The 26,999-nt window shown below is 50.6% G+C and carries 20 protein-coding genes; 12 read left to right on the top strand and 8 right to left on the bottom strand.

Going from position 1 to position 26,999, the window contains the following annotated elements; all coding sequences use genetic code 11:
- Positions 1-6: 6 nt before the first annotated feature.
- The 4 genes from BLQ88_RS14270 (at position 7) to BLQ88_RS14255 (ending at position 10,902) form a co-directional block, all read left to right on the top strand.
- Complete coding sequence (locus BLQ88_RS14270) at positions 7-1,746, top strand: RagB/SusD family nutrient uptake outer membrane protein (RefSeq protein WP_090151008.1); 1,740 nt, start codon at positions 7-9, stop codon at positions 1,744-1,746.
- A gap of 102 nt (positions 1,747-1,848) precedes the next feature.
- A complete protein-coding gene (locus BLQ88_RS14265; RefSeq protein WP_090151005.1) occupies positions 1,849-5,400 on the top strand; it encodes a VCBS repeat-containing protein in 3,552 nt (1,183 codons plus the stop codon).
- Positions 5,401-5,892: 492 nt separating this feature from the next.
- Positions 5,893-9,081, top strand: a complete 3,189-nt coding sequence (locus BLQ88_RS14260; protein WP_090151002.1) for a SusC/RagA family TonB-linked outer membrane protein — start codon at positions 5,893-5,895, stop codon at positions 9,079-9,081.
- A 42-nt stretch (positions 9,082-9,123) separates the two neighbouring features.
- The gene (locus BLQ88_RS14255; protein WP_090150999.1) at positions 9,124-10,902 is read left to right on the top strand and encodes a RagB/SusD family nutrient uptake outer membrane protein; all 1,779 of its coding nucleotides are present in this window, start codon (positions 9,124-9,126) and stop codon (positions 10,900-10,902) included.
- Positions 10,903-11,003: 101 nt separating this feature from the next.
- Here BLQ88_RS14255 and BLQ88_RS14250 read toward each other — a convergent pair whose 3' ends face one another.
- The 4 genes from BLQ88_RS14250 to BLQ88_RS14235 form a co-directional block, all read right to left on the bottom strand.
- The gene (locus BLQ88_RS14250; RefSeq protein WP_090150997.1) at positions 11,004-11,408 is read right to left on the bottom strand and encodes an Hsp20/alpha crystallin family protein; all 405 of its coding nucleotides are present in this window, start codon (positions 11,406-11,408) and stop codon (positions 11,004-11,006) included.
- Positions 11,409-11,441: 33 nt separating this feature from the next.
- Complete coding sequence (locus tag BLQ88_RS14245; protein WP_090150995.1) at positions 11,442-11,702, bottom strand: hypothetical protein; 261 nt, start codon at positions 11,700-11,702, stop codon at positions 11,442-11,444.
- A 131-nt stretch (positions 11,703-11,833) separates the two neighbouring features.
- Entirely contained in the window at positions 11,834-12,217 is a 384-nt protein-coding gene (locus tag BLQ88_RS14240; RefSeq protein WP_090150993.1) for a hypothetical protein, read from the bottom strand.
- 11 nt (positions 12,218-12,228) lie between these two features.
- Positions 12,229-12,777, bottom strand: coding sequence for an RNA polymerase sigma factor (locus BLQ88_RS14235; protein ID WP_090150990.1), 549 nt, complete (start codon positions 12,775-12,777; stop codon positions 12,229-12,231).
- Between the two features lie 469 nt (positions 12,778-13,246).
- On the opposite strand from BLQ88_RS14235, the gene BLQ88_RS14230 reads away from it, so the two are divergent.
- Positions 13,247-13,612 (top strand): T9SS type A sorting domain-containing protein, encoded by a 366-nt coding sequence (locus BLQ88_RS14230; protein WP_090150987.1) that lies wholly within the window; start codon positions 13,247-13,249, stop codon positions 13,610-13,612.
- A 77-nt stretch (positions 13,613-13,689) separates the two neighbouring features.
- On the opposite strand, the gene BLQ88_RS14225 is transcribed toward BLQ88_RS14230, so the two are convergent.
- The 4 genes from BLQ88_RS14225 to BLQ88_RS14210 form a co-directional block, all read right to left on the bottom strand.
- Complete coding sequence (locus BLQ88_RS14225) at positions 13,690-14,724, bottom strand: Gfo/Idh/MocA family oxidoreductase (RefSeq protein ID WP_090150984.1); 1,035 nt, start codon at positions 14,722-14,724, stop codon at positions 13,690-13,692.
- Between the two features lie 456 nt (positions 14,725-15,180).
- Positions 15,181-17,277, bottom strand: a complete 2,097-nt coding sequence (locus BLQ88_RS14220) for an outer membrane protein assembly factor BamB family protein (protein WP_090150981.1) — start codon at positions 17,275-17,277, stop codon at positions 15,181-15,183.
- A 15-nt stretch (positions 17,278-17,292) separates the two neighbouring features.
- Positions 17,293-18,243, bottom strand: coding sequence for a sugar phosphate isomerase/epimerase family protein (locus tag BLQ88_RS14215; RefSeq protein WP_090150979.1), 951 nt, complete (start codon positions 18,241-18,243; stop codon positions 17,293-17,295).
- Between the two features lie 9 nt (positions 18,244-18,252).
- Positions 18,253-20,217, bottom strand: a complete 1,965-nt coding sequence (locus BLQ88_RS14210) for a heparinase II/III domain-containing protein (RefSeq protein WP_090150976.1) — start codon at positions 20,215-20,217, stop codon at positions 18,253-18,255.
- A 114-nt stretch (positions 20,218-20,331) separates the two neighbouring features.
- Between BLQ88_RS14210 and BLQ88_RS14205 the strand changes: the two genes are divergently transcribed.
- From BLQ88_RS14205 to BLQ88_RS14175, 7 genes are all read left to right on the top strand, one after another.
- Entirely contained in the window at positions 20,332-21,618 is a 1,287-nt protein-coding gene (locus tag BLQ88_RS14205) for a Gfo/Idh/MocA family protein (protein WP_090150973.1), read from the top strand.
- 56 nt (positions 21,619-21,674) lie between these two features.
- A complete protein-coding gene (gene tsaE, locus BLQ88_RS14200) occupies positions 21,675-22,106 on the top strand; it encodes a tRNA (adenosine(37)-N6)-threonylcarbamoyltransferase complex ATPase subunit type 1 TsaE (RefSeq protein WP_090150970.1) in 432 nt (143 codons plus the stop codon).
- A 47-nt stretch (positions 22,107-22,153) separates the two neighbouring features.
- The gene (locus BLQ88_RS14195) at positions 22,154-23,380 is read left to right on the top strand and encodes an alanine dehydrogenase (RefSeq protein ID WP_090150968.1); all 1,227 of its coding nucleotides are present in this window, start codon (positions 22,154-22,156) and stop codon (positions 23,378-23,380) included.
- Positions 23,381-23,395: 15 nt separating this feature from the next.
- Complete coding sequence (locus BLQ88_RS14190) at positions 23,396-23,800, top strand: hypothetical protein (protein WP_090150965.1); 405 nt, start codon at positions 23,396-23,398, stop codon at positions 23,798-23,800.
- Positions 23,801-23,943: 143 nt separating this feature from the next.
- Positions 23,944-24,378: a hypothetical protein gene (locus BLQ88_RS14185; protein ID WP_090150962.1), complete on the top strand. Its 435-nt coding sequence runs from the start codon at positions 23,944-23,946 to the stop codon at positions 24,376-24,378.
- A gap of 151 nt (positions 24,379-24,529) precedes the next feature.
- Positions 24,530-25,444, top strand: a complete 915-nt coding sequence (locus BLQ88_RS14180) for an ABC transporter ATP-binding protein (protein ID WP_090150959.1) — start codon at positions 24,530-24,532, stop codon at positions 25,442-25,444.
- Between the two features lie 39 nt (positions 25,445-25,483).
- Positions 25,484-26,797: an ABC transporter permease gene (locus BLQ88_RS14175; RefSeq protein ID WP_090150956.1), complete on the top strand. Its 1,314-nt coding sequence runs from the start codon at positions 25,484-25,486 to the stop codon at positions 26,795-26,797.
- Positions 26,798-26,999 lie beyond the last annotated feature (202 nt).

Raw genomic sequence — 26,999 nt, 5'->3', positions numbered from 1 at the left:
GAACTGATGAAAAAGATATTAACCAATAGTATGGTGATTATCACCGCTCTGATGACGGTGTTTTTCTCCTGCAAAGAAAGTTTTCTGGAAAAACCGGCAACGGGCGCGGTGAGCGAAGGGCTTCTTACCTCTACAAAAGGGCTTGAAGGTGCGCTGATCGCCGTGTACGGCCAGATCAATGGCAAAGGTGCGGGCGGCCGGATGGCGAGTCCGAGCAACTGGGTTTGGGGAAGTATCCGCGGAGGCGACGCCAATAAAGGTACCGACCCCGGCGATTACAGCGACATCAACCCGATCCAGCGCTATGAGTATCAGAGCACACAGGGCGTGATTTCTGAGAAATGGCAGGGCAACTACGAAGGTATTTCCCGTGCCAATGGGGTGATCCGCCTCATAGCCAAGGCCGATGCCGAAGTGACAGATGCGACCAAGACGCGGATCACCGCGGAGGCGCGTTTTTTACGTGGGCATTACTACTTCGAGCTGAAAAAAGCATTTGGCAACACACCTTATGTAGATGAATCCGTGGATTACGACGCAGGGATCGAAAAGGTGAAAAACGACGCGGACCTCTGGCCGAAGATCGAGGCAGATTTCAAATTTGCATTCGATAACCTGCCGGAAACCCAGGATGCAGTAGGGCGTGCCAACAAATGGGCGGCCGCAGCTTATCTCGCCAAAGCGCTTCTCTACCAGAAAAAATTTCCGGAAGCCAAAACGCTTTTCGACCAGATCATCGCCAGCGGGCAGACCACCAACGGTAAAAAATATGCCTTGGTGCCCAAGTATGCCGATGCGTTCCGGGCTTCGAATGACAACAATGCGGAATCCATTTTCGCCGTCCAGGCAGCCGCCAACACGGGTAGCGTAAACAATGCAAACCCTGAATTTGACCTTAACTGGCCCTACAACACCGGTGCGAATGGTCCGGGTAACTGCTGCGGCTTCTTTCAACCGAGTTTTGAAATGGTGAACTCGCACCGCACCGACGCCAATGGTTTGCCGCTGCTCGACGGTTCATACAACTCAGACAAGAATGCAGTGGCGTCGGATATGGGTTTGCTTTCCAAAGATAAATTCACCCCCGATGCCGGTAACCTCGATCCACGCCTCGACCACTCGGTGGGCCGTCGCGGAATTCCGTTCCTCGACTGGATCGATCACCCCGGTGCCGACTGGATCCGTAATCAGGCGAATGGTGGCCCATACAGCCCGAAAAAATTTGCTTACTACAAAACCGATGTAGGTTCGTTGCAGGACAACAGCTCCTGGACGCCCGGCTACACGGCGATTAACTATGCTGTAATCCGTTTTGCAGATGTGCTGCTGATGGCCGCGGAGGCGGAAGTGGAGGCTGGTACCCTCGAAAAAGCGCGCGAATATGTGAATATGGTGCGCACGCGTGCCGCTAATCCGCAAAGTTTCGTAATGAAGGGCACTACCCCTGCGGCGAAATACGTGATCAGTACTTATAAAACTGCGTGGACTGACAAAGAAGCGGCGCGCATGGCTGTCCGGTTTGAACGGAAGCTTGAATTGAACCTGGAAGGCCACCGTTTCTTCGACCTCGTGCGCTGGGGCGTGGCCGATAAGGAGTTGAATGCATACCTGACGTTCGAATCGAAACAGCTCACAGGTGCATTAGGTAGCGCGAAGTTTGCAGCTAAATACGAATTATTGCCGATACCACAGGGGCAGATCGACCTTCAAGGCGCCGATGTTTTGAAGCAGAACCCCGGTTTTTAAATTATTATAACCTAACTAATTTATGGGAGATGGTATGTATTTACCATCTCCTTTTCTTAATTTCGAAATATCCTGATTCTACTAATTTATTGCACCTGGCAAATGTTCATTAAGCGCTTACTTCCTCTGTTGGTGGGCTCGGTCCTGCTCGTATCCTGCAAAAAAGAACTCAAAACTTTTACCGAGCTGCCCGCCGGTGAAACAGGTATCCAGTTTGCGAACCGGATCGCTGAAAACGATACGATGAACATCCTGGCATTTGAATACGTCTACAACGGAGGAGGCGTGGCCCTGGGTGATTTCAACAACGACAGCCTGCCCGATGTGTATTTCACGGGAAATACCGCTCCGAACAGGCTGTATCTGAACAAAGGGGATTTCAAATTCGAGGATGTGACGGAAAAAGCCGGCGTTGCGCCTAAGAACAAATGGTCGACAGGTGTGGCATTGGTAGATATTAATAATGATAACCTGCTCGATATCTACGTGTGCGCGTCCGTGCGGGAGGTAGCGCAGCAGCGTGAGAACCTGCTCTATGTAAACCAGGGCCTTGGGAAGGATAAAGTGCCGGTTTTCAAAGAAATGGGTAAAGAATACGGGATCGCGGACACGACGCACACGACTAATGCGGCGTTTTTTGATTATGATAACGATGGCGACCTGGACCTGTTCCTGATCGTGAACGAAATGGACGACAACAATTTTCCCAATAAATACCACCAGAAGATCGTCGACGGCTCGTCGCGCCGCACGGACAGGCTCTACCGCAACGACTGGGACGCAAAGCTGAACCACCCGGTTTTTACCAATGTATCCAAAGAAGCGGGCATCCTGATCGAAGGTTACAGCCTGGGAATCAATGTGACGGATGTGAACCAGGATGGCTGGAAGGACGTGTACATTACCAACGATTACCTTACCAACGACCTTCTTTACATCAACAATGGGAATGGCACATTTACCGATCAGGCGCCGACTTCTTTTAAGCACACTTCGCATTCGGCAATGGGTAACGATGTGGCCGACATCAACAACGACGGGCTGGTAGACGTGGTGGCCGTGGATATGATGCCGGCTACTAACCGTAGAAAGAAAATGATGACGCCTGCGAACAGCTATGTGACTTACCAGAATAACGACCTTTTCGGTTACCAGTACCAGGTAGCCCGAAATACGCTGCAACTCAATATGGGAAGCCCCGTGCAGGGAGATAAATCGCCGGTATTCAGCGAAATAGGGTTGCTGAGCGGCATTGCCGAAACCGATTGGAGCTGGACGCCGATGGTGACCGATTTTGATAATGACGGCCTGAGGGATATTATCATTACAAACGGCTTCCCCAGGGACATTACCGACCTCGACTTCATTGCTTATCGCAACGAAGTATCGAGCATCATGGCCTCCATGATGATGCTGGACTACATTCCGAGCGTCAGGATCAGGAATTTTGCATTTAAAAACAAAGGTAACCTCGCATTCGACGACGTCACCACCGACTGGGGCATCGAAACACCCGGGTTCTCGAACGGGGCTGCATATGCGGATCTGGATAATGACGGCGACCTGGATTACATTGTCAACAATATCAATGATTCCGCGATGGTTTACCGCAACAACAGGATTCAGCTGAAACCCGCGGAAAGCAACTATTTGCGCATTGCGTTTAAAGGGGATCGTTACAATGGTGCGGGGATTGGCGCGATTGCGGAAATCACCTACGCGGATGGAAAAAAACAGGTGGCTGAAAACTCGCCTTACCGTGGCTATCTGTCGACCGTTGAGCCGGTTTTGCATTTCGGTTTAGGCAAAGAAAAGACTTTGCAGGAAGTGAAAATTACGTGGCCGGGCGGGAAAAGTCAGGTTCTGAAAAATGTACGGGGCAATCAGGTGCTGGTTGTGAGGGAAAAAGACGCGGCGCTGGTGCCGACGCCAGCCAAGCCAACTGCCGCACCGCTGTTTACCGATATTACGGGCGAGTTGAATGTGCCGTACCGCCACGAGGAAATGGATATCATTGATTTCAATGTGCAGAAGCTGCTGCCGCACAAAATGTCACAATTCGGGCCGGCACTTGCGGCAGGAGATGTGAACGGGGATGGACTGGAAGATGTGTTCGTAGGAGGTGCAAGCCTGCATAAGGGAAGATTTTTGCTTCAAAAGCCGGATGGAAAATTCTCGGTTGCCGACTTATTGCCGGGGCCGGAAGGCTTTGAGAAGCCTTCCGAGGACATGGGCGTGCTGCTTTTCGACGCCGACCGTGACCAGGATCTGGATTTATATATTGTCAGCGGGAGCTACGAGTTGCAGGAAGGGTCTGATGCATTGAAAAATGCATTGTATCTCAACGACGGGAAGGGGCATTTTACCCGCGATACGGCCGCATTGCCTGCATTCCTGGTGAATGGTTCGTGTGTAAAAGCCGTCGATTACGACCGGGATGGCGATCTGGATTTGTTTGTTGGAGGACGGGTGGAAGCGGGGAAATATCCAAAGCCGGTTTCTAGCTATATTTTACGCAATGATTCCAATGGCAGTAATGTGCGTTTTTCCAACGTCACGAATGCAGTTGCTCCGGAATTGGCAGGTATCGGCCTGGTATGCGACGCACTTTGGACGGACTATGATAACGACGGCTGGACGGACCTCCTGCTCGCGGGCGAATGGATGCCATTGACTTTCCTGAAAAACGATAAAGGCAAATTCAAAAAGGTTGCTACCGGCCTCGATGCGAAGAAAGGGTGGTGGGGAAGCCTTGTCGCCGGAGATTTCGATAACGACGGCGATATGGACTACATCGGCGGAAACCTCGGGACAAACACGCTTACCAGGGCTTCCGAAAGTCGCCCCGTGAGCGTATATGCGAAGGATTTCAACAACGACGGCTATTTCGACGCCATCCCGACGGTTTTCTACAAAGCTGAGGATGATACCTACAAGGAGTTTCCCTACAACACACGCGACGATATGGGCAAGCAGGTGATCCAGGTGCGCCAGCGCTTCCAGGAATACGGGAAGTTTGCGGAATCGCGGTTGCCGGATATTCTGAAACCGGAAGAATTGAAAGACGCATTGCATTTGTCGGCTACCTGGATGCGAAGCAGTTACATCGAAAACCAGGGCGGCGGTAAGTTTGCCATTCGCGAGTTGCCCATCCAGGCGCAGTTTGCCCCGCTTTTCGGTATGATCGCCGATGATTTCGATCAGGACGGGAACCTCGATGTGATGATTTCGGGGAATGATTATGGCTCGGAGGTGTCGGTGGGGCGCTACGACGCCATGTACGGCCTCATCCTCAAAGGTGACGGTAAGGGCGGTTTCCGCCCGCTGAGCATTTCGGAAAGCGGTTATATGGCTGCGGGCAACATGAAGGGGCTTGTGCGCGTGGCTTCAACGGGCGGCAACTGGCTTTCGGTAACCTCGCAAAATCGTAATTTGCTGCGTTTTCACAGAGCAGCAAGGCCAATGCGAAAGGTCGAGCTGGGTGCGGGCGAAACATCGGTGCTGGTGCATTTAAAGAACGGTAAATCGCGGAAGGAAGAGCCGGGGTACGGCTCGTCATTCCTTTCACAATCGAGCCACGCATTGTTCTTGCCGGATTACGTATCATCTGTAACCGTTACCAATTCGAAAGGAGTTAAGAGGGAGTTGAAATAGTCCCGCCGACATTCGAAATAGATTTCAATTCCAATACTATTTTGCCGCTGACTCACCGCAGCGGCTTTTTTATTGAAATATAAATTTTCCAATTTTAAACGCTTAGTGTGAGATTAATTAATATGGATATTTAAGTTAATTATATAAATTAATTGAAATTAAGCCATTTATCTCCCGAGTCGGCCGATCCAGATATTTTATCTTCTCGTCTTGTCTAACGTTTCGAACAGTTTGTAACCTGTTTTTTACATTAAATGCTTGATTTAGTGTTATTTGTAGGTGTGACACTTATAATGTTAGAGATTAAAATTGGATTAAAAATCATTTAACCTGCTGGTGCGTTTCTTGGAAAAGATCAATCCTGATTCACTTATTTGATTAAAATAGTACAATTGTATATTGGATTGAATATATTTTGTAGTTATTAGATTATTTAATGATTACAAATGAATATTTTTGGGATGCGTTACTATATTAACCTGACTAAATACGATGAAACAAAACTACCTTCACCTGGGAAGCAGGCTGCTTTTTTGCGTGCTCCTATTTCTCATCTCCCTAACAGCGTTTGCACAGGATATCACCATTACCGGAAAGGTCGTGGATGAGCAATCCGGGTCGAGCTTGCCGGGAGCTTCTGTCACACTAAAAGGTTCGACGACCATTGGGGTCACCACCGACGCGGACGGCAATTATTCCATTAAAGTGCCTTCCAGCGCTCAAATCCTTGTTTTTTCATTTATCGGCTATACGGCCAAGGACGTGGCGATTGGCAACAGGACTATCATCGATGTTTCGATGACCAGTGACGTAAGTGCACTCGAAGAGGTGATTGTGACCGGTTATGGTTCGCAGTCACGACGGGACATTACCGGGTCGGTAACTACCGTGAATGCGAAGGACTTGCAGTCTGTTCCGGCCACGACATTTGCACAACAGCTGCAAGGTCGCGCGTCGGGTTTGAACATTGTGAACGACGCAACGCCGGGCGGAAACGCGACCGTGCGTATACGGGGGTTCGGTACGATTGGTAACAACGACCCGCTGTTCATTATCGACGGCGTACCTACCGAAAACCAGGGTAACCTCAACCCCAACGACATCGAAACGATCCAAATCCTGAAAGACGCGTCTTCGGCCTCCATTTACGGCTCACGCGCGGCGAACGGGGTGGTAATCATCACGACCAAGCGTGGTAAAATCGGTAAGCCGGTGATTTCCTTTAATGCTTATTATGGAACACAGAAGGCTTATAACGACGTAGAGGCGCTGAATGCGAAGGAATTGGGTGAGTACCTCTATCTAGCAGACAAATATGCAGGTAAAACACCTTCCCACGGGCAGTACACATTCGGTCCGAATGGCGAGGTGACCGTGCCGGATTATGTATTTCCGAGCAAAGGCAAGGAGGGTACGCCAGACGTAGATCCCGCCAAATATTCCCTCGTACCGGGCAATATTTATGCCATTACGAAAGCAGCAGATACCAATTGGTGGAAAGAACTGACTAGCTCGGCACCCATTCAAAATTACCAGCTATCCGCAACCGGCGGTACCGAAAATAGTCGTTATGCATTATCGGTTGGTTATTTCAGCCAGGACGGTGTCGTGAAATTTATCGGTTACGACCGCTACACCGTCCGCGCCAATACCGAGTTCTCGACTGCCAACAAACGTTTTCGCGTAGGGGAGAACCTGGCGGTATCGTTCGATAACAGAAAGGGAGGTTTTGGTAATAATGATGAACAAAATGCGGTTTCGGGTAGCTTTAAGCACCACCCCTTGCTACCTATTTATGATATCAAAGGCAATTTTGCCGGTTCGCGTGGTGCAAACCTGGGTAACAACTCCAATCCATACTCGACGCTTTACCGGCAAAAGGATAACAGGACTTACCGGCTGCGTGCATTTGGTAATGTGTATGGTGAATTTGACATTATTCCCAATCTGACGATCAAAACGAGCCTTGGTATTGATGGGGTTAGCGAACGTGGGCGTTACATAGGTCGCGCCAACCCTGAATATGTGGAAGGTAGCTTCAACAACGAGTCAAGATCAACTAGTAAATATTCCTATCAATGGGTTTGGACGAATACCTTGAGCTATTCCCATAACTTCGGTACAAATCATAAAGTGGATGCGTACGTGGGAATTGAAGCGATCCGCGAGTTTGCCGAAGAATTCGGTGCCGCGCGCTCGGGTTATGCATTTGAAATACCGTCTATTATCAATTATCTGAACCTCGGTGATGCGACCAAAGCGACTAACTATGGTGGCGTGAACCGCGATTACAGCCTCTATTCGCAGTTCGGAAAGGTTAACTACGCATTTGCGGATAAGTACCTGTTCCAGTTCATTTTGCGGAACGATGCTTCCTCGCGTTTCCAGCAGGCTTCCAGAAGCGCGGTATTTCCGGCATTCAGCGTGGGTTGGAGGTTGTCGGATGAAAACTTTATGAAATCGTTAAGCTTTATCAATGACATGAAGCTGCGCTACGGCTGGGGTAAAACGGGTAACCAGAAAATCGGTGACTACAATGCCTTTACCACTTACCGCGCCGATATTTTCCACGCAGGTTATCCGATCGACGGATCGGGAAGTCAGCCGACCATCGGTTATGACGCTTCTTCATTCGGTAACCCGAATGCGAAATGGGAAACCACTACTTCCAACAACATCGGGCTCGACGCGACATTCCTGAACGACGCGTTAACCCTCGAACTCGACTTCTGGAACCGTAAGACGACGGATATGCTCTTCTCGACACCGATTACATTTACAGCCGGTGATGCAAGCGCGCCTTCGTTCAACGTAGGCCAGATGACCAACAAGGGTATCGACCTCGGGCTTTCCTACCGCAACACCGCCATGAAAGGTGATCTGCGCTACGGAGCGTCTGTCAACTACTCTATGTACCGCAACACGGTGGATAAACTCGATGAAAGCGAGAATACCAAATACTTCGGTGCCGGTTCACGCGTACCTGCGGTGACGCTCACACAGGCGGGGCTTCCAATTTCGTCCTACTACGGCTATAAAGTGCTCGGAATCTTCCAGTCCGACGAAGAAGCCAAAGCCTGGGCGCCTTACGGTACCTATAATAAGGCTGGTAAATTCAAAGTGGCGGACACCAATGGCGACGGTAAAATTACGGACGACGACCGGACTGTTATCGGTAACCCGCACCCTGATTTTGTATACGGTGTGAATGTGAATATCGGCTACAAAGCCTTTGATCTGACCGTTTTCGGTAATGGTGTGGTGGGTAATGAAATTTTCAGCTACCTGCGTTATTTCACCGATTTCAACACATTCCAGGGTAACCGCGCCAAACGTGCGTTGTACGATGCATGGCAGCCGACACACAAAGAGGGTACCGTGCCCATTATGGATGCGGATGACCAGATCAGCAGCCGTCCTTCCAGCTATTTTGTTGAAAAAGGCACCTACTTCCGTCTGAAAAACGTGCAGCTCACTTACAGTTTGCCTAAGCCGGTCGCTGCAAAAATCGGATTCAGCAATGCGCAGATCTATGTGCAGGGGCAGAATTTGTTCACAGTTACGAAATATAGCGGTCTGAACCCCGAAATCCAGACAGGCGAAGACCGCACGCTGGGCTTCGACGGCGGCTATATGCCCGTGTCGCGGACATTCCTGGTGGGCCTTAATGTGTCGTTCTGAAAACCGGTTCTTTTTTCTTCTGATCTTAAAAATTCAATATATATGAATTCAAGACTTGTAAAATACATGCTATCGGTGGGGCTGGCAATCGGGATTGTCTCTGCTTGCAAAGACTCATTCCTGAGCCGCGATCCGCAGGGACAATACAGCCCGACGGCCCTCAAAACACCTTCGGGTGTGGAAGGCTTGCTCGTGGGCGCCTACGCGATGATCGACGGACAAGGCCTCGACGGTCAGGATTCGTGGAACAACGACATTCAGAGCTGGGTTTTCGGCGGGCTTGCTTCCGATGATTCCTACAAAGGTACCGACGCCGGTGACCAGCCGGAGCAATCGTTTATCGAGAAATGGGACTTTCAGCCTACCAACAACCACATCAAAAACAAATGGCGCGGATTGTACAAAGGCATTGCCCGTACCAATGATGTGATTAATACATTGGCGGAAGTGCCAGAGGTAAGCGATACCCGCAGAAAGCAGATCATCGCCGAAGCACGGTTCCTGCGCGGCCTGTTTCACTTCGAGGCGAAGAAAATGTGGAAAACCATCCCGTACATCGACGAGACGATTTACAAACTCGACGACCTGGAAAGTACCAAGGTGCCTAACGACAAGGACGTATGGCCGATGATCGAGGCCGACTTCAAAGCGGCGTCGGAAGGGCTTCCCGAAGCACAATCACAGGTAGGACGTCCTACCAAATGGGCTGCGCTCGCTTTTCTCGCCAAAACCTACATGTACCAGGGCTGGAATGTCTCCACCGGTGCGGCTAATGTGGCTGTTTTGCAAAAAGCGAAACCTATTCTGGAACAAATCATCGCATCGGGCAAGTTTTCGCTCGCTCCGAAGTTCGAAGATAACTTCCTGATCGCGACCCGTAACAATGCCGAATCGATCTTCGAAATCCAGTATGCCGTTTCGAGCGCATCCGGTGACGCGGCCGACGCGGGCGTGGGTTTGGCTCACCCTTACATTGACCCATGGGGCTGTTGCGGATTTTATCAGCCTTCTCAGAACCTCGTGAATGCATTTAAAACGACTGCCGCTGGCCTTCCGATGCTGGATAATTTCAACGAAAGCGACGTGAAAAACGACCAGGGTTTGAAATACAGCGATCCTTTCGAGCCGTATACGGGAACACTCGATCCGCGCCTCGATCAGACAGTCGGTCGCCGCGGCATTCTTTTCAAGGATTTCAAAATCCACGGCAGCGACTTCATCCGCGACCAGACTTACGCGGGACCTTATTCTCCCAAAAAACACATTTCAGAGAAAGCGGGCTTTGGTATCAATGGCTGGGGTAACCTTTCGAGCAACAACTACCGCATTATGCGCTACGGCATGATCCTGCTCTGGCTGGCTGAATGCGACGTAGAGCTGGGTAACCTCGAAAATGCACGGAAATTGGTGAACCAGGTGCGTACACGGGCAATGAATCCGGCTGGTTTTGTGAAAAAAGCGGTGCAAGGACCAAAATCGAGGGACGATTATTCTGTGTTGAATGAGCCTGCGGCAAACTATGTGATCAAAACTTATGATCAGGCCTGGGCAGACGCGGCTGTCGCGCGTAAAGCAGTCCGCTTCGAAAGCCGGCTTGAATTCGCGATGGAAGGCCACCGTTTCTTCGACCTCCAACGTTGGGGCATTGCGGCGGAGGTATTGAATGCCTACGCGGCAGTAGAAGGTAATAAGAGAGTTTACAAAAAGGGTTCGACCTTCACAAAAGGCAAGAACGAGTTTTTCCCTATTCCGCAGGAGGCCATCGACCGGTCGTACAAAGCGGGAGCGGCTACGCTCACACAAGACCCTGCGTATAAATGACTTTTGGTTAGTTAAAACCAGTATTTGTTAAGCGTTTGTAATCAGAAAAGCCCCTGCGGTTATGCAGGGGCTTTCTTCGTTGATGAAGTATTTTAAATAGCTTAACTTACATTGATCTCCTGCGCAGGCTTATCCGAACCGGGCACAATCGGCAGCGTAAGTTGCAGGATGCCGTTGATATATTGTGCGCTGATATTTTCCGTATCGACGGTGTTGTCGATCATGAATGTCCGTTGGAACGAGCTTTTGCTGAACTCCTGCCTGACCCAGTTGCGCTTCTCGCCCAGGTTGTCTTTCAGTTCATAGGAAATGGTGAGTTCCAATCCCTGCACATTGATTTTGAAATCTTCCTTGTTGCGGTCGGGCGCGAAGATGAGCATTTCGTAGCTATCATCGTTTTTGACGATGTTCACCGGTACGCGGAACTCGCGCTGCGGGCCAAAGTTGCGGCCATAATGGTCGTGGCGCATTCCAAAGCCGCGACGTCCGAATCTGTTATCACACATGGTATTTAATTGTTTGTTGGATGAAATATTGTTTTAAACTTTTTGAGGTGCCGGACCAAACGGATCGGCCAGGTATTCCCGCTGCGGGCCACCGAAACCGGCCTCTGGATAACCATAATAGCCCGAATGGTAATGCCGCCATCTGCGGTAGCGGCTTCTTCCTGCGAACAGCCTGAAAATTAGTCCGACGAAGAAAAAGAAGAATATAGCTTTGAATATCAGGAACGGGAGCGCTAGCAGAAACAAGCCCGCCAGGACCGCGGCCCCTATCGATTTTAGAATGACGATGAACATGATTTTGTCTGGTTTTGATGAATAACGGCGCGTCGTTTGCGCCTACATCATTGCAGACGTACAGTCGGGAGAAATACTTTAAAAGTCCAGTAAAAAATAAAACCCGGCTGGCGGGCCGGGTTTGGTATACATTACATATTCTCAGGTGGTTTTCGCCAACGATTACGCATCTCCTGGCGGAAGCGCCGCCGCTCCTCGTCGGTCATTTGCATCCATTTGTTCTTCCAGGCCATGATTTCTTCACGCCCTCCACGCCCGAAACGCCGGTTGAATCTTTGCCATTTGTCGTGATGCCGGTGGTGACCTGGCCCCCCGCGGAAGCCTCCGAACAGTATTTTGCACAGGATAAACAACCCTACCGCCTGCCAGTAGGTAATGGTGTTAAAGTTGGCGGCAGCGGGCAGAATGGCGTTCCAGAGCCATTGTACAATAGCGCCGAGACCGAGGGCTGCGATCAGGATAAAAACCGGTAGCGCAAGCCGAAACCTCCTACCTCTGTTTTGCGGGTTCATCATGGTCAACAAATTTAATAATTTACAAACTCCCGGTACACGCTTTCGAGCCGCTCGCGAAGGTGGCGGACGGCGTAGCGCTTGCGGGATATTAATGTTTTGATATTCTCTCCGGTACGATCGGCGATTTCCTGGAACGTCTGATCTTCGAGTTCGTTCCAGATAAAAACCTGCCGCTGATTTTCCGGAAGCTCGTCGAGGGCAATGTTCAATTGCTCCCAAAAAAGGTCCTTCAAATAGGCGGTTTCTGGTGTATTGTCGTCGGCGAGCAGGATGTCTTTGAAATGAAATTCGCCATCCTCGTCTTCATAGCCATGATCTTCGAGGGATTCCGGCTTTTGTTTGCGGTATTTGTCGATGATCCGGTTACGGGCAACGCGAAACAGCCAACTGCTCATTTGCTCTATCGCCTCGATCTCCGGCACGGTGCTCAGCTGGTACCAGACATCCTGCAAAATGTCCTCCGCATCCTCATCGGTATTCACGCGCTGCCGGATGAACCCCAGCAATTGCTTGCCATAGGATGCGACGGTCTGGATGATATTTGGCTTTTTCTGCGACAAACGGACTTTTAATGCTATTACAGATGGGTAGACGGCTGGCTTTCGGAAATACTTTAACTGGTTGCAGATTTTTTTGCCACGAAGACACGAAGAAACACGAATTCAGGTGCTTCGTGTTTCTTCGTGTCTTTGTCACAAAAACCTACCAACTAAGTATACTATTTTAATATATAGAAATAGTGCAATTTTAGTAATTTGTACTATTCCAATAGAACTGGCAAATTTCAAACGACTTGCTGTACTTTTTCTAGAAACATAGTATTATTCCAATATTTACCCACCATTGAAAAAAGAACTTTGGCTTGTCTAAATCGCCCTTATTGACTTTTAATCACAATGTTGGGTACCTTTGTATTGTCCAAAGAGCAAAAGCGAAGAACATCCGAAAGCTCAGAGAACTTGAACAGGTAGATGCCTGAAAAGTGCAAATTGGTAACATTGAATCAGACATTAAAACATTAAGAATAAAATGAAAAAGACTATCTTGGCAATCGCAGTTTTGGTGGGAGTATCAACTGCAAATCTTTCAATCGCTGCTGACAAAGTAAAAGAAAACAACGCTTCTATCGAGCTGGTTTCAGGTGCAGAATTGAAATTCAAATTGTCTCTTGAAAGCGTAAAAGAAAGATCTTCACTGGTTATCAAAGACTACACAGGAACAATCGTTTACAGCACATCGATTCCTAAGTCTGAAAACTACACTAAGATCTTCGACCTGTCGAACCTTGCAGACGGAAATTACAGCTTCGTAATCAACAATGGCAGCGAAATCTCTACAAAGCCATTCGCGATCTCGACTGAAACAAAACGTCAGGTAACAGCGGTTATCAAATAACATAAGCCTACTAATTTGGCAATAAAAAAGGCAGTCCGGATATTTCGGACTGCCTTTTGCTATTTTATAACGGCCGTTTAATAAGCCAATACTTTCTTTTCGTTGCTGCTCTGGAATGCGAGGTCGATCACGCGGCAGGTACGTAATACTTCTTCGGGCTTCACGGCAAGTTCTGCTCCGTTTACGATAGCGTCGTACACATTCTGGTAAAACGGCATATAGTCACCCGCTTCGCTTTCCACAATGCCGGTAAAGTCCGAGCTGTAAAGCTTACCCCAGCGATCTTCCGGTTCCACTCCCCACGGCTTTTCGGTAGGCAGCACATTCTTACGCAAAGTTTCTTCCTGAGGATCCAGGCCGCCTTTAATGAATGAACCCTTCGTGCCATGCAGCACATAACGTAAGTGGTTTTCATACACCATCAGGCTCGATTTCACGATCACCGATTTGTCGGCATAACCCAAGCGGATGTCGAAATAATCGTCGATCTCGCTGTTCGGGCGGACGATACGGATATCCGCGGTAACTGTTTGGGGCTCGCCGAAGAGCACTAATGCCTGGTCGATCAAATGCGGGCCGAGGTTATATACATTGCCGCCCACGGGCACCGCGCGCTCTTTCCATGAGCCGGCAACCGCCTCGCGGTAGCGGTCGTAGCGGCATTCGTATTCGATCACATCGCCCAGTTTGCCTTCGTCGAGCAGTTTCTGAATGGTCAGGAAGTCGGAATCCCAGCGGCGGTTCTGGTAGGCGGTCAATATCAGGCCTTTCTCTTTGGCCACTTTTACCAATTGACGGGCCTCATCTTCGGTAGCCGAAAACGGTTTTTCGATCACGACGTGCTTGCCGTTTTGCAGGGCGTCCATCGCATACTCGAAATGCGTATCGTTGGGCGTGCATATAAAAACCAGGTCGATCTCCTCGTCGCTGAGCAGCTCTTCCACCGACCGTGCATTGCCGATCGTCGGGTCGAACTCCTGCGCCTCGTTTTTGGATCTCTCGACCACCGTTTTGATCTTGAAATTCGGATTGGTACTCAGGAACGGCGAGTGAAAATACCGCCCCGAAAGGCCGAAGCCAATTAAACCGACATTGAGAATTTTTGAAGGCATAGTTTTAGATTTTGCTTTGTCACAAAGGTAATCTTCCCCGAAAACTGGGCAAGGCACTTGTGCAGGATGTTTAGGATTGACAGGAGATTAATGCATTACATTGTATTTGACTAGCATCAACGCGATTTGCCATGACAACGGAGAAAAAGAAAATTTCGGCGACTGCATTGCACTTAGATTTCAGATACAATGACGATATCATCACCAACATAATCGCGTAGCGATGTAATATTGGTAGCAACGTCGAGCTACAATCGACGCCAAAATCCCGTCAGGGATGCAACAACAAATACAAAAGCGATGCATTGCCGTAACATGCCCAAGGGCATTTTTCGAAGGGCGGCGTGCTGGTTTTGCTACCAATATTATATGCCCAAGGGCATTTCTAACGTCTGTGCCAAGCTTGTAACTTTCTACATTGTATGCCTGGCGACATTTCCTGTCAAGAAATATTCACTAGGGCAGCGCAAACGCCACATACCGATCTCCCGATTTCGTATTCAACTTCCCGCCGCCACATGCTATGACGACATATTGCTTTCCATTCACCGAATAGGTGCTTGCAGAAGCGTAGCCCGCGGCTGGTAGAGTAGCTTGCCACAATATTTTACCTGTCTCTTTGTCAAATGCCCGGAACTGCTCGTCGCGGCTGGCCCCGATGAATATCAGGCCGCTGGCGGTGACAAGCGGGCCGCCGTAGTTATCGGTGCCGGTCGGGGGGATGCCTTTGGCGGTCAGTTCTTTGTATTCGCCGAGCGGTACCTGCCATTTTCTTTGGCCGGTATTGAGGTCGATGGCTGTCAATGTGCCCCAGGGCGGCTGACTTACCGGGTAGCCGTTCCGGTCGTACCAGCGGTTGTAGCCGGTGTGCTGGTAGGGAACTTGTGTTTTGGAATCGATTTGAATGCTTTCGTTACTATCCTGATTGCTGAGATAAGCAATAATCGCTTTCCGTTCGGCGTCGGAAATGTGCGTGAACGATGGCATCATACCGCGGCCGCTTTGCAATATCGCTTCTATTTGCGCGGGTTTCAGGCGTTTTTCGAGGTTGGCGAGCGAGGGGTAGGAGCCGTCATGATTACCCATTTTGTCGGCTCCGTGGCAGGCGGCGCAGTTGATCTGGTACAGTTGCGCACCGGTTACGCCTGCGGTAGTTTTGGGGATTTCTTTTTTAACGAGAGACGTGTAAACAGGTATTTCCTTGGCAGGAACGTACATGATTCCGCCGGGATCGGTCGCTGCGCCACCCCATTGTGCGCCGCCGTCGGTGCCGGGGTAGAAGATGGTCATGCTGGAAGTGATCGGGATGTAGGCGCTGCCGGTTTTGGCTTTGGAAAGCAACCCGGCGAGCGAATCCCGGTCGGATACGAATGGGTTGAAGTCCTTCGAACTGAAAGTCTGGCGCGTGAATGGGAGCGGTAATGTGGGAATAGGTTGCGTGGCGCTCACTTTCTCGCCTTCGATGGCCGGGAAATGGAAGGCGGTTTCTTTAATTGGAAACAATGGCTTTCCGGTAACACGGTCGAAAACGAAGACGTACCCCTGCTTGGTTACCTGCACGACCGCATCTACGCGCTTGCCCTTGTGCGTGACGGTCACGAGGTTAGGCGGGCAGGGCGGGTCGCGGTCCCAGATGTCGTGGTGGACGAGCTGGAAATGCCAGAGGCGTTTGCCGGTTGCGGCGTCGAGGGCTATGAGGCAGTTGGCAAAAAGATTATTGCCGGGCCGGTTGCCGCCGTAAAAATCATAAGCCGCCGAGCCGGTAGGAATGTAAACAATGCCCCGTTCGCGATCGATAGCCATACCGGCCCATGCATTGGCGCCGCCAAAATGCGCTCGTGCATTGGCAGGCCAGGTTTCAGAGCCGTATTCCCCTTTCGCGGGAATGGTACGGAACGTCCAGGCCAGCTTTCCCGTACGCACATCATAGGCACGCACATCGCCTAGTAGGGCGGTTTCATTTTCATTCACGCGCGCGCCGGTGATCAGCAGGTTTTTGTAAATGGTGTTAGGGGTATTCGGAGTAATGTAGTCGTCGGCGCCCGGACGTTCGAGGCCTATCCGGAGATCAATAAGCCCGTTTTCTCCAAAAGACTGAATGAGCGAGCCATCGGTGGCATTTAATGCATAAATGTATTTCCCCGCTCCGAAAAAGATGCGTTTCTCCTTCCCGTCCGACCAATAGGTGACGCCGCGGCTCAGCGTACCGCCATTGTCTTTCACATTCGTTTTCCATAACTCCTTGCCGGTAGCGGCATTCACAGCGAATGCCTGAATTCCCGCCGATACGCCATACAGAACGCCGTCGATCACGATCGGGTTGCATTGCATTTGGGTGCGATTACGCGCCGTATCTGCACCGCCGGACGCGTAGGTCCAGGCGACTTGGAGTTGTGCTACATTATCTTTTGTGATCTGGTTTAATGTCGAGTAGTGGCTCCTTGCGCCGTTACCATTGTATTCCGACCAATTCTGGTCGGTGGAATCCGTGCTGATCACAAAACCGCACAGCGCGGCGAATGAGGCCGACAGGAGAATGGGCGTTAATTTCATGAATGCGGCGGATTGTTAAGCGGCTGCCCAGAGTTCTTTCAGTTTCTGTAAATCACGCTTCATCGCGTCGAAAACCACTTTTTTGTCCACAGTAATCTGAAACGCGCCCTGATCGGCACCGCCCAGCGGGTATTCGAGGTGCAGGCAGATCGGTACATCCACTTTCAGGTCTTTCAGCAGTTTGAAATAGGTTTTAAAATCCACCATTCCTTCGCCCAGCGGCACACTCTTCACCGCCCATTTCCCCGCATTGTTTTTCTCCCAATAAAAATCCTTGATCACGATTGTCTTGATATGCGGACGGATCAGGTTGAAACCGGTTTGCCACGAAAGGCCGCCTTCCACGGTAGCGTGGCGGATGTCGTATTGCGCGCCCATCGTCTTCTGATTGGCCTTTTGAAGAATATTCCAGATCTCGAACATCGACGCGCCCACCATTCTACCCGAATGATTCTGATAGCAGCCATAAATGCCCAGTTGCTCATTCAGCTGACTCAGTCCCGCCATTTTGTTGCCGAACTCACCAAGCTGTTCGGGGATCGCTTTCTGCTCATTGTACTTGTACCAGTTCATGCGGTAGTACTTGAAACCGAGTTTGGCCGCCGTTTCAAGTAGTTTTTTGGCAACCGGGTTCGTTGCATCTTCGACGGCCGTACAGAACATTTGGGGCGCCAAACCCACTTTTTTCATCGCTTCCACGGCCAATGGCAGGTCTGTTTCTACCTTTTCAGGCAACACATGGCCCTTTGGACGCACGGTTAGATCAATGCCATCGAAACCAAGTTCTTTCGCCACTTCGGCCATATCCTGGTAGTTCAGGAATTGCAGATGTTTGGAAAAAATATTGACTTTCAGATCGCCCGCCGCGACGTTGGCGGGGCCTGCAAACGATTCTTGCGCCAGGGAAGGGATCATGCTGCCGGCGAGGGCGCTGTTAATGAGGAAATCTCTGCGGGATAAATTCATGAGGCCTGTTCAGGATTTAGTAATAATGAAACTGTGTTTGCCTTTGGCTTTCAACGTCTTGCTGGTGAGGACAATGCGCGTGACCGGTGCGCCGTCCCATTTGGTTTTAAAGCTGTTGTATTCCATGCCTTCGGTGGAGGGAAGTTCGGTGGAAACCGTCCAGCTCTTAGGGTCATAAGAGAGCGATACCGCTTTTTTACCGGAAGTGGTCAGAATGATTTTGCCCGGTGTGCCGGTATCGACTTTGCAGACGGTCATGAATATCTGCTGCAATGAGTCGGGCTTTTGTTTCAACGCGTAATCGTCGGAGATTTCCACTGCATTTTTGCTGCGGTTGAGCTTCACGAGCCGGTTCCAGTTTTGCACCCCTGCTTCCTGCGGGTACGCGGGCGCGATGTCCATGGCCAGCGACACTTCTTTTTCAGTTACATTACTTTTTACATTCCGTGCATTGAATTGCTTCCCGGCTGGCTGTCCTAATCCGTTAATAACGGGAAGATTGTGGTATTTCGATTGCGTAAACCAGAGCTCATACCGCTTCGGGGAAAACGTCCTCGCCGTATAATTGCCGCGCCCGGCATCGACGATCACCGGTTCGCCGTCGGCATACACGATGAAATCACCGACGTCATTATGGTTATGGCTTTCCGCATTGTGGCCGGCGTGCGTGGCGAGGTACAGGCCGTTGTCAGAACGGGCGGTGAGCACTTCAATGTCCGAAAGCCACGATTGCGCTACTTGTTTGTATGTTTTGGATTGATCCTGCTTCAATTCGGAAGTAGTGAGCAGGTTCCAGACTTTCCTGGGCCGTTGGAACCCGTTGCCGCCCGTGACTGCGCCAAACTGGCCGTATGCCCATTCTCCCAATGCGCTCAGTTCAGGGTCCTCCACGGCCTTTCCGAAGCGGTAGAGCATTAATCCATCCGGTTTCAGTTTCGGATCGGCGTCGGCGAAGTTCACGAAATAGTCGTTCGCAATGTGCACTTTGTACACATATGCAGCCATTTTGCGGATCAGGTCATTATCGTAAATATTGACTTTTCCATTGGTAGCACTTTCGAGGATCGCGAGCGCGTCGTAAGCACTCGCACCCGCGGCGAACCAGTAGCTCGGGCCTTCGTCGCAGCCGCCATCGTCGCCCAGGCTGTTGAAATACCGGTCGAGGAACACCATGTACTGGTAGGCATTATCGCCGCGCTTTTGGGCATCTTTTTCCAGCAAAAGGTCGGCAATAAGCAGGTTGGATACGATCCACGGGTTCCAGTTGTTGACCGGATTGGTAGTACTCAGCCAGCCATAGCGCTTGGGGTCTTTCAGCGGTTCGAATATCTTTTTATTGGTTTCAAAATAAATGCGCGGCCTTACCAAGGGCGACATTTTATCCAGCTTTGCTCCGAGGAAATAATCGGTAAGTGCCAGTACTCCTGCGGTTTCGGCACCGAACAGGTCCACTGTCGGGTCCTGCACATCGGGCAGGCCGTTTTTGGCTTTTTGGGCACTTAAATGCGCGGGTACACCCCAGTAGGTTTCTTCACAAATCGCCCAAACGGAGTTTAGAATAGCTTCCATGAACCGGTCTTTGCCCTCCACGGCCTCTGCCAGCACCAGGTTCATCAGTTGGTTCCTCCGCCCGAACGATGCCGCCGCGTGGCGCTCACGGTCGCCGCTGCGGGTAAAATCGAGCAAAAGGCTTGCAGTAACGATTGGAATGGGCTTTTCCAGCGCTTCTTCACCGGCTTTGATGATCTTGGCGAGTTCGGCAGGGTCGGTTTTGCTGCGCCATTCTTCCGCTGTTTTGGGGTAAGGAGCCCATTGGTCGAGGGGAATGAGCGCTTCGGTGAAAGCGCTTTGGCTGTACTTTTGCGCCAGAATGTTGCGCGGGGTGACTTGTGCCCTCGCGGGCTGCATACTTGCGAGCTGTGTGCCTGCGGACAATGCCACGAGCAGGGCAAATGCCAGTAGTTGTTTCATCATAACGGCTGTGGTTTAGGAAGTTGAATGTAATTGAATATAAGACTGCATTATCCAGTAGAATCACTTACTTCGGCCTTTAATTTAAATTCAATTAGTACAAATTCCTCGAAAAATATGAATATCGAACGTCTGAACCGCCGCGACTTCCTGAAAGCAGGTGCCGTTGTTTCTTCCTTCATGATTGTACCGAGGCACGTGCTCGGGCGAGGATACAAAGCGCCGAGCGACATGATTGCGTTGGGCTTCATAGGCTGCGGGCGGCAGAGCGGGGGCTTGCGTAACCGCTTTCTCGATACCCAGGAAACGCGCATTATCGCGGCATCGGACGTGTACGCGGTCAAGCAGGAGACGTTTGTGAATGCCGCCAATAAATGGTATTCCGAAAAGCTTGGGGAAGGCACCTACAAGGCCGCAACGGGCATTAAGGACTTCCGGGAGCTGCTTTCGAGGAAGGATATCGATGCCGTGGTGATTGCCGCGCCGGACCATTGGCATGCGGCCATGGCAGTACGCGCTGCCGAGGCGGGAAAGGATATTTATTGCGAAAAACCACTTTCACTGACTGTCAAAGAAGGCCGTGCGATGGTGAATGCTGCCAGAAAATACAGCCGTGTATTCCAGACAGGCAGTATGCAGCGCTCAGCGCCGGAGTTCACGAAAGCCGTACAGCTGGTGCGCAGCGGGGCTATCGGAACGATAAAAAAGGTATATGTAAATGTAGGCGGCCCGCCGAAAGTATGGGACTTGCAAAGTGAAACCAAACCCGAAGGCCTCGATTGGGACCTGTGGATGGGCCCTAATGCCATTGAAAGGCCCTACAACAACGAACTCGCGCCCGCCATGGATGCGAAATTCTGGCCAAAATGGCGCGATTACGTCGAATTCGGTGGTGGCGGTATGACCGACTGGGGCGCACATATGTTCGATATTGCGCAATGGGGCCTGAACATGGATTCCAGCGGGCCTGCCGAACTGGTTTATTCAGAGCCGGGAAAGGGTTTGGTTTATAAATATGCCAACGGCGTGGAGGTGATCCACCGGCCGATGGAGGGCAAGCAGCATTGCCATTTCGTGGGTACGGACGGCGAGGTGTTTGTAGCACGCGGTGAACTGAAAACCACGCCTGAACCATTGAAGGACAAGGTTTTCAATGCAGGAGAAGCCGGAGTTTATGTGAGTACCAATCATTATAAAGACTTCCTGAATGCGATCCGCACCCGTAAACTGCCCATTTGCGATGTGGAAACCGGGCATCGGACGGCGTCGGTATGCAACATCGGCAATATCGCGTACGGCTTGGGCCGTTCGCTGAAATGGGACCCAGTGAAGGAGCAATTCGAAGGCGACAAAAAGGCCAACGAGCTCTTGGGCCGGTCAATGCGGAAAGAATGGAAAGTATGATGCTGCCGAAGCCATAAAATTGTAACGGGTTTTTCCAAATTGTGTATTTTTGTAACATGATTGGACAACCCACGGTAATTCGTTTTAAAGAACTCGACGAGCTTGGAAATGTATCGGAAGCACTTTTGAAGCTTGGTGCAGAAACGCCCGTCTGGCTCTTCGAAGGCCAGATGGGGGCCGGTAAAACGACGCTCATCAAGGCATTGTGCAGCCATCTCGGGGTCACTACCCACGTGCAAAGCCCCACTTTCTCGCTGGTGAATGAATATGATGCGGGGGGCAGAACAATCTATCATTTTGATTTTTACAGGATTAAGGACGAAACAGAAGCCCTGGATATGGGTGTGGAGGAATATTTCGATTCGGGGGATCTCTGCTTTGTCGAATGGCCGGGGAAGGTTGAGAACCTTTGGCCGCTGAATTATATGCAGCTGCATCTGGAAGCGGATGAAAGTGGCATGAGAATATTGGAAGTCACCAGGGTATAAGAGGTCACATTTAGTCAGTTCAGTTTCACACTTCATTTTGCCAGTCAATGCCACAACCTCAGATTACCGGTTTTGAAGAGCTCGCCAAGCAGTCGGTGCTATACCCCCAGGAGTCGTTAATGGCCGTTAAAAAGGACCAGAATTCACTGCATATAGGCTTGCCGAGGGAGGTTTCGTTACAGGAAAACCGCATCGCGCTCACGCCCGACGCGGTGGCGATCCTGGTCAGGAACGGGCACGAGGTATGGGTGGAGAAAGATGCCGGCAAGGGCGCCAACCTGTCGGACCACGAGTACAGCGAGGCGGGCGCGAAGATCGTTCATAGTCCCGAAGAAGTGTATAAGGCCAATGTGATCCTGAAAGTGGAGCCGCTCGTTGAGGAAGAGTTCCGGTATGTGAAGGCGGGTACGACGCTGATTTCGGCATTAAATCTGCCGGCGCTTGAAAAGCAATATTTTGAAAAACTCAACGAACTGAAAATAACCGGCATCGGCTATGAGCTGATCGAGGACAAGGTAGGCGGGAAGCCGATTATCCGCGCCATGGGCGAGATCGCCGGCAGTACGGTGCTCCTTATCGCCGCTGAATACCTTTCGACGCCGAATGGCGGCCGGGGCGTGATCCTGGGCGGCATTACGGGCGTTCCACCAACGAAAATCGTGATCCTCGGAGCAGGTACGGTGGCCGAATTTGCCACCCGTGCGTCCCTGAGCCTGGGCGCGGATGTAAAGGTTTTTGACAAACACATTTACCGTCTGCAAAGGTTGAAATACTCGATCGGGCAGAATTTGTATACGTCCATTATCGATTCTGAAACGCTCGCGGAGGCTATTGGCCGGGCGGATGTGGTGATCGGTACCATGCGGGCCGAGAATGGATTGAGCCCGATGGTGGTGACGCGTGAAATGGTGTCGAAAATGAAGCCGGGCTCGGTGATCATCGACGTCAGTATCGATCAGGGCGGGTCGTTCGAAACATCGCGGATGACAACGCACAAGAACCCGACATTTAAATACAACGAAGTAATCCATTACTGCGTGCCGAACATCCCCTCGCGCGTGGCGCATACGGCGAGCACGGCGCTGAGCAATGTATTTTTGCCGTTTTTGCTCCAAACCGGCACGATAGGAGGTATCGAGGAAATGATTTATGCCAATCGTTGGTTTATGAAGGGAGTATACTGCCACAAAGGCACGCTCACCAACTCCCACATCGCCCGCAGTTTCAATATGCGTTACAAGGATTTGACGTTGCTGCTGGCGGCGAGAATGTAAAGTTTTACTAAAATTATGATTAACAATAGCAATGAAAATGCCCTGATGGACGATGCAAATTCTCCGGATTTGAATCAGAAGTTGATGGGTTACATATCGCAGGATTTCGTGAAGGTCGCCGACCAACTGAAAGAGGCGTCTTACCAGATCCGCAAACGCGGTTTTTCGGAGTATCCGATTTTTGCAGTTACCAATAATGAAGTCGATCTGGGCGTGCTGCTCATCGATGCGACGGAACTGACGAACAACTATACTTACAAGGCCTCGTATTTGCAGGAGTTTGTCGATCGCAAGCTGATCGGCGAGGAGTCGGTGCTGCTTTTTACGGAAAACTACAAGAACCCGGAAGAGTTCTGTTGCCTGTTTGCATTGATCGGTGAGTTCTCGGGGTTTGTGTATGTGCCTTACCCGGAGGACTAGTGTTTGGTATGCCGTGTAAAAAGTCTTGCACCGCCGGAAAATAAACAGTTGGAACGCTTAATAGGTCGTGGGGATCGGGTTCCTGGATTTTGTTTTAGTTTTGAAATTAATTGTTTGAAATTCAGCTAATAAATCCCCCGTCTATGGAATCTAAATTACTTCTCGAGAAAGAACTCGAACCGATTTTCCTTCAAAAATTTCCGCCATTCTCCGAGAGCGTCAAAGAATTTCTCGTGCAGTATGGCCCTTACATTATCCTGGTGCTCTCTGTTCTCGGAGTGTTGGGCTTACTTACTGCGTTGGGTGTCGGTGGGGCTGTTTTAGGTGCAGGGGGGCTTTCCGCAGGTATTGCTTTCAACGCGTACGTCGGGATTGCGCTGGGTATCGTTACGCTGGTAATGTACCTGATGGCCTTTTCACCCCTCAAAGCACGTAAACGCGCCGGATGGAACCTGCTTTACTACGCACTGCTGATCGGGCTGATCAGTAACCTGATCCAGTTGAGCATTATCGGCTTCATCATCGGCGGCCTCATCGGTTTTTGGGTCCTTTTCCAGATCCGCGAGAAATACGCATAAATATTCGAAGGCATATGCCGTGGAAAGCGGGCGGATTATTCCGTCCGCTTTTTATTTTTGCCATTGATCAGCCAAATGAGGCTTTTGTACTTGTGGTCGCCACGACCCGGGAAATTACTTCGCATATTTGCGGTTACACCGTTTTGAGCTTATGAACATCATAGAGGTAAGGAATGTAACGAAGGAATATTCCAGCCATACTGCCCTGGATAATGTCAGTATAGCCATTCCGAAAGGCTGCATTTTCGGGTTGCTGGGGCCGAATGGGGCTGGAAAGACGTCGCTGATCCGCATTATCAACCAGATCACCGGTCCCGACAGCGGCCAAATCTTGTTCGACGGCGTGCCGCTCAACCCGAACCATATTTCGAGGATCGGCTACTTGCCGGAAGAACGCGGGCTTTATAAAAAAATGAAAGTAGGGGAGCAACTGCTCTACCTCGCGCAGCTGAAAGGCCTTTCGCAAAAAGAAGCGATGGAAAAGCTCAAAAGCTGGTTCATTAAATTCGATATTAAAACCTGGTGGGACAAAACCATCGGCGACCTTTCGAAGGGAATGCAGCAGAAGGTCCAGTTCGTTTCCACCGTCCTGCACGAGCCGGATCTGATCATCCTTGATGAACCATTCTCCGGTTTCGACCCGATCAACGCCAACCTGATCCGCGACGAAATCCTTGAATTGAAACAAAAAGGCAGTACCATCATCTTCTCGACCCACCGGATGGAAACCGTGGAGGAACTTTGCGATCATATCGCATTGATCCACAAGTCGCGGAAGGTGCTCGATGGTCCGAAGCGGGAGATCAAGGAGCAGTTTAAAACGCATACTTATTTTGTCGAATATAAAGGTCATCTCGACGAACTGGATCCGATTTACCAGATACTCGACCAGAAAATACTCGAAGACGGCTACCTGCGGTCCAATATACATCTGGATGGCGATACGAACGCCAATGCATTGTTGCTCAATTTATTGTCGAAGGTGGAGATTCGTGCATTCGGCGAGAACATTCCGACGATGAGCGAAATTTTTATGAAGGCGGTCAATGAAGTTCCCGAGGCGTAAGCGGGCACATTCCATTCACAGTGATTAATCCGAAACCCCATGCGAAATATATTTCTGGTAATAAGAAGAGAATACCTGGTAAGGGTGAAAAAGAAGTCGTTCCTGGTGATGACGGTGCTGGGGCCGCTGCTTTTCGGGGCTTTCTACGGGACGGTAATATGGGCGGCAATGAGTTCGGTGGATACGAAAACGGTGCAGGTACTCGACGAAAGCGGGTTGTTCGGGAAGAAATTCAAAGATTCGGAGACGCTGAAATTTCAATTCATCGACAAAAGCATTGATTCCGCGAAAGCTGCATTCCCATCCAGCGACGCCAATGCGCTGGTATACATTCCGGCCAATGTGATCAAGTCGCCGAAGAGCGTCCGTATTTACGCTGCAAAGAATGTGAGCCTGGATTTGAAATCGGATATCGAGAACGTCATCGAGAAGGAAATTGAAGACATCAAACTCGCGGAGGCGGGTATTACGCACAAAATCCTCGAAGATTCGCGCGTGAATGTCAGTTCGGAGACGATCAGCCTGAGCGAGGAAGGCGAGAAAACGAGCAGCTCCGGTGCTGCGACGGTCATCGGCGGTATTTGTGCATTCCTGATTTACATGTCGGTATTCATTTACGGCACGCAGGTCATGCGCGGCATTACCGAAGAAAAAACCAGCCGGATCGTGGAAGTGATTATTTCGTCGGTCAAGCCATTTCAATTGATGCTTGGCAAGATTATCGGCGTGGCATTGGTGGGTTTAACCCAATTCATATTGTGGATATTGCTTACTACCGCCGTGACCAGCGCTACGACGGCCATTATCGGCAGCCAGATTTCCCAGGAATCGGTGCAGGCCGCGAAAGAAATGCAACACGCGCAAATCCCGGTGCAGGCTGCGGGCAATGTCGAAAACCCGGTCGCCGAGGTACTAAGTGCCATTGGAAGCCTCAACATCCCGCTGATAGTCGGCTGCTTTTTGTTCTATTACCTGGGCGGTTATCTGCTGTACAGCGCATTGTTCGGCGCAGTGGGTGCGGCCGTGGATAATGATGCCGATACCCAGCAATTCATGCTTCCCATTACATTACCTATCATTTTCTCGTTTGTTTTTGCCCAGTTCGTCCTCCGCGACCCCGACGGTACCCTCGCATTCTGGACGTCCATTATTCCATTCACTTCACCCATCATCATGATGGTCCGCATTCCGTTCGGAGTGCCTGCCTGGGAGCTGGCATTGTCGATGGTGCTGCTGGTACTCGGCTTCATGGGTACCACCTGGGTAGCTGCCCGCATTTACCGTGTAGGGATTCTGATGTATGGCAAGAAGGTGAGTTATAAGGAGCTGGTGAAGTGGATATTTTATAAGTGACAGCCGACGGCCGACCGCTGACCGCCGACCGCGGTTATGCAGTCGCCTATTCAAGTACATTCGCAGAAAGAACATTTAAGTATGGTGCAACCAACATCCGATCGGCGGTCGGCGGTCCATGGTCGGTGGTCGGGGGCGCAGCCCCCTTTAACGTTTTTTAAGATTCCCAAACCGTTGCCGTTGTGGTTATTTTGCTAATTTT

The sequence above is a fragment of the Dyadobacter soli genome, assembly GCF_900101885.1.
In the GTDB taxonomy this organism is placed as follows: domain Bacteria; phylum Bacteroidota; class Bacteroidia; order Cytophagales; family Spirosomataceae; genus Dyadobacter; species Dyadobacter soli.
This window is presented reverse-complemented; position numbering and strand designations above follow the sequence as displayed.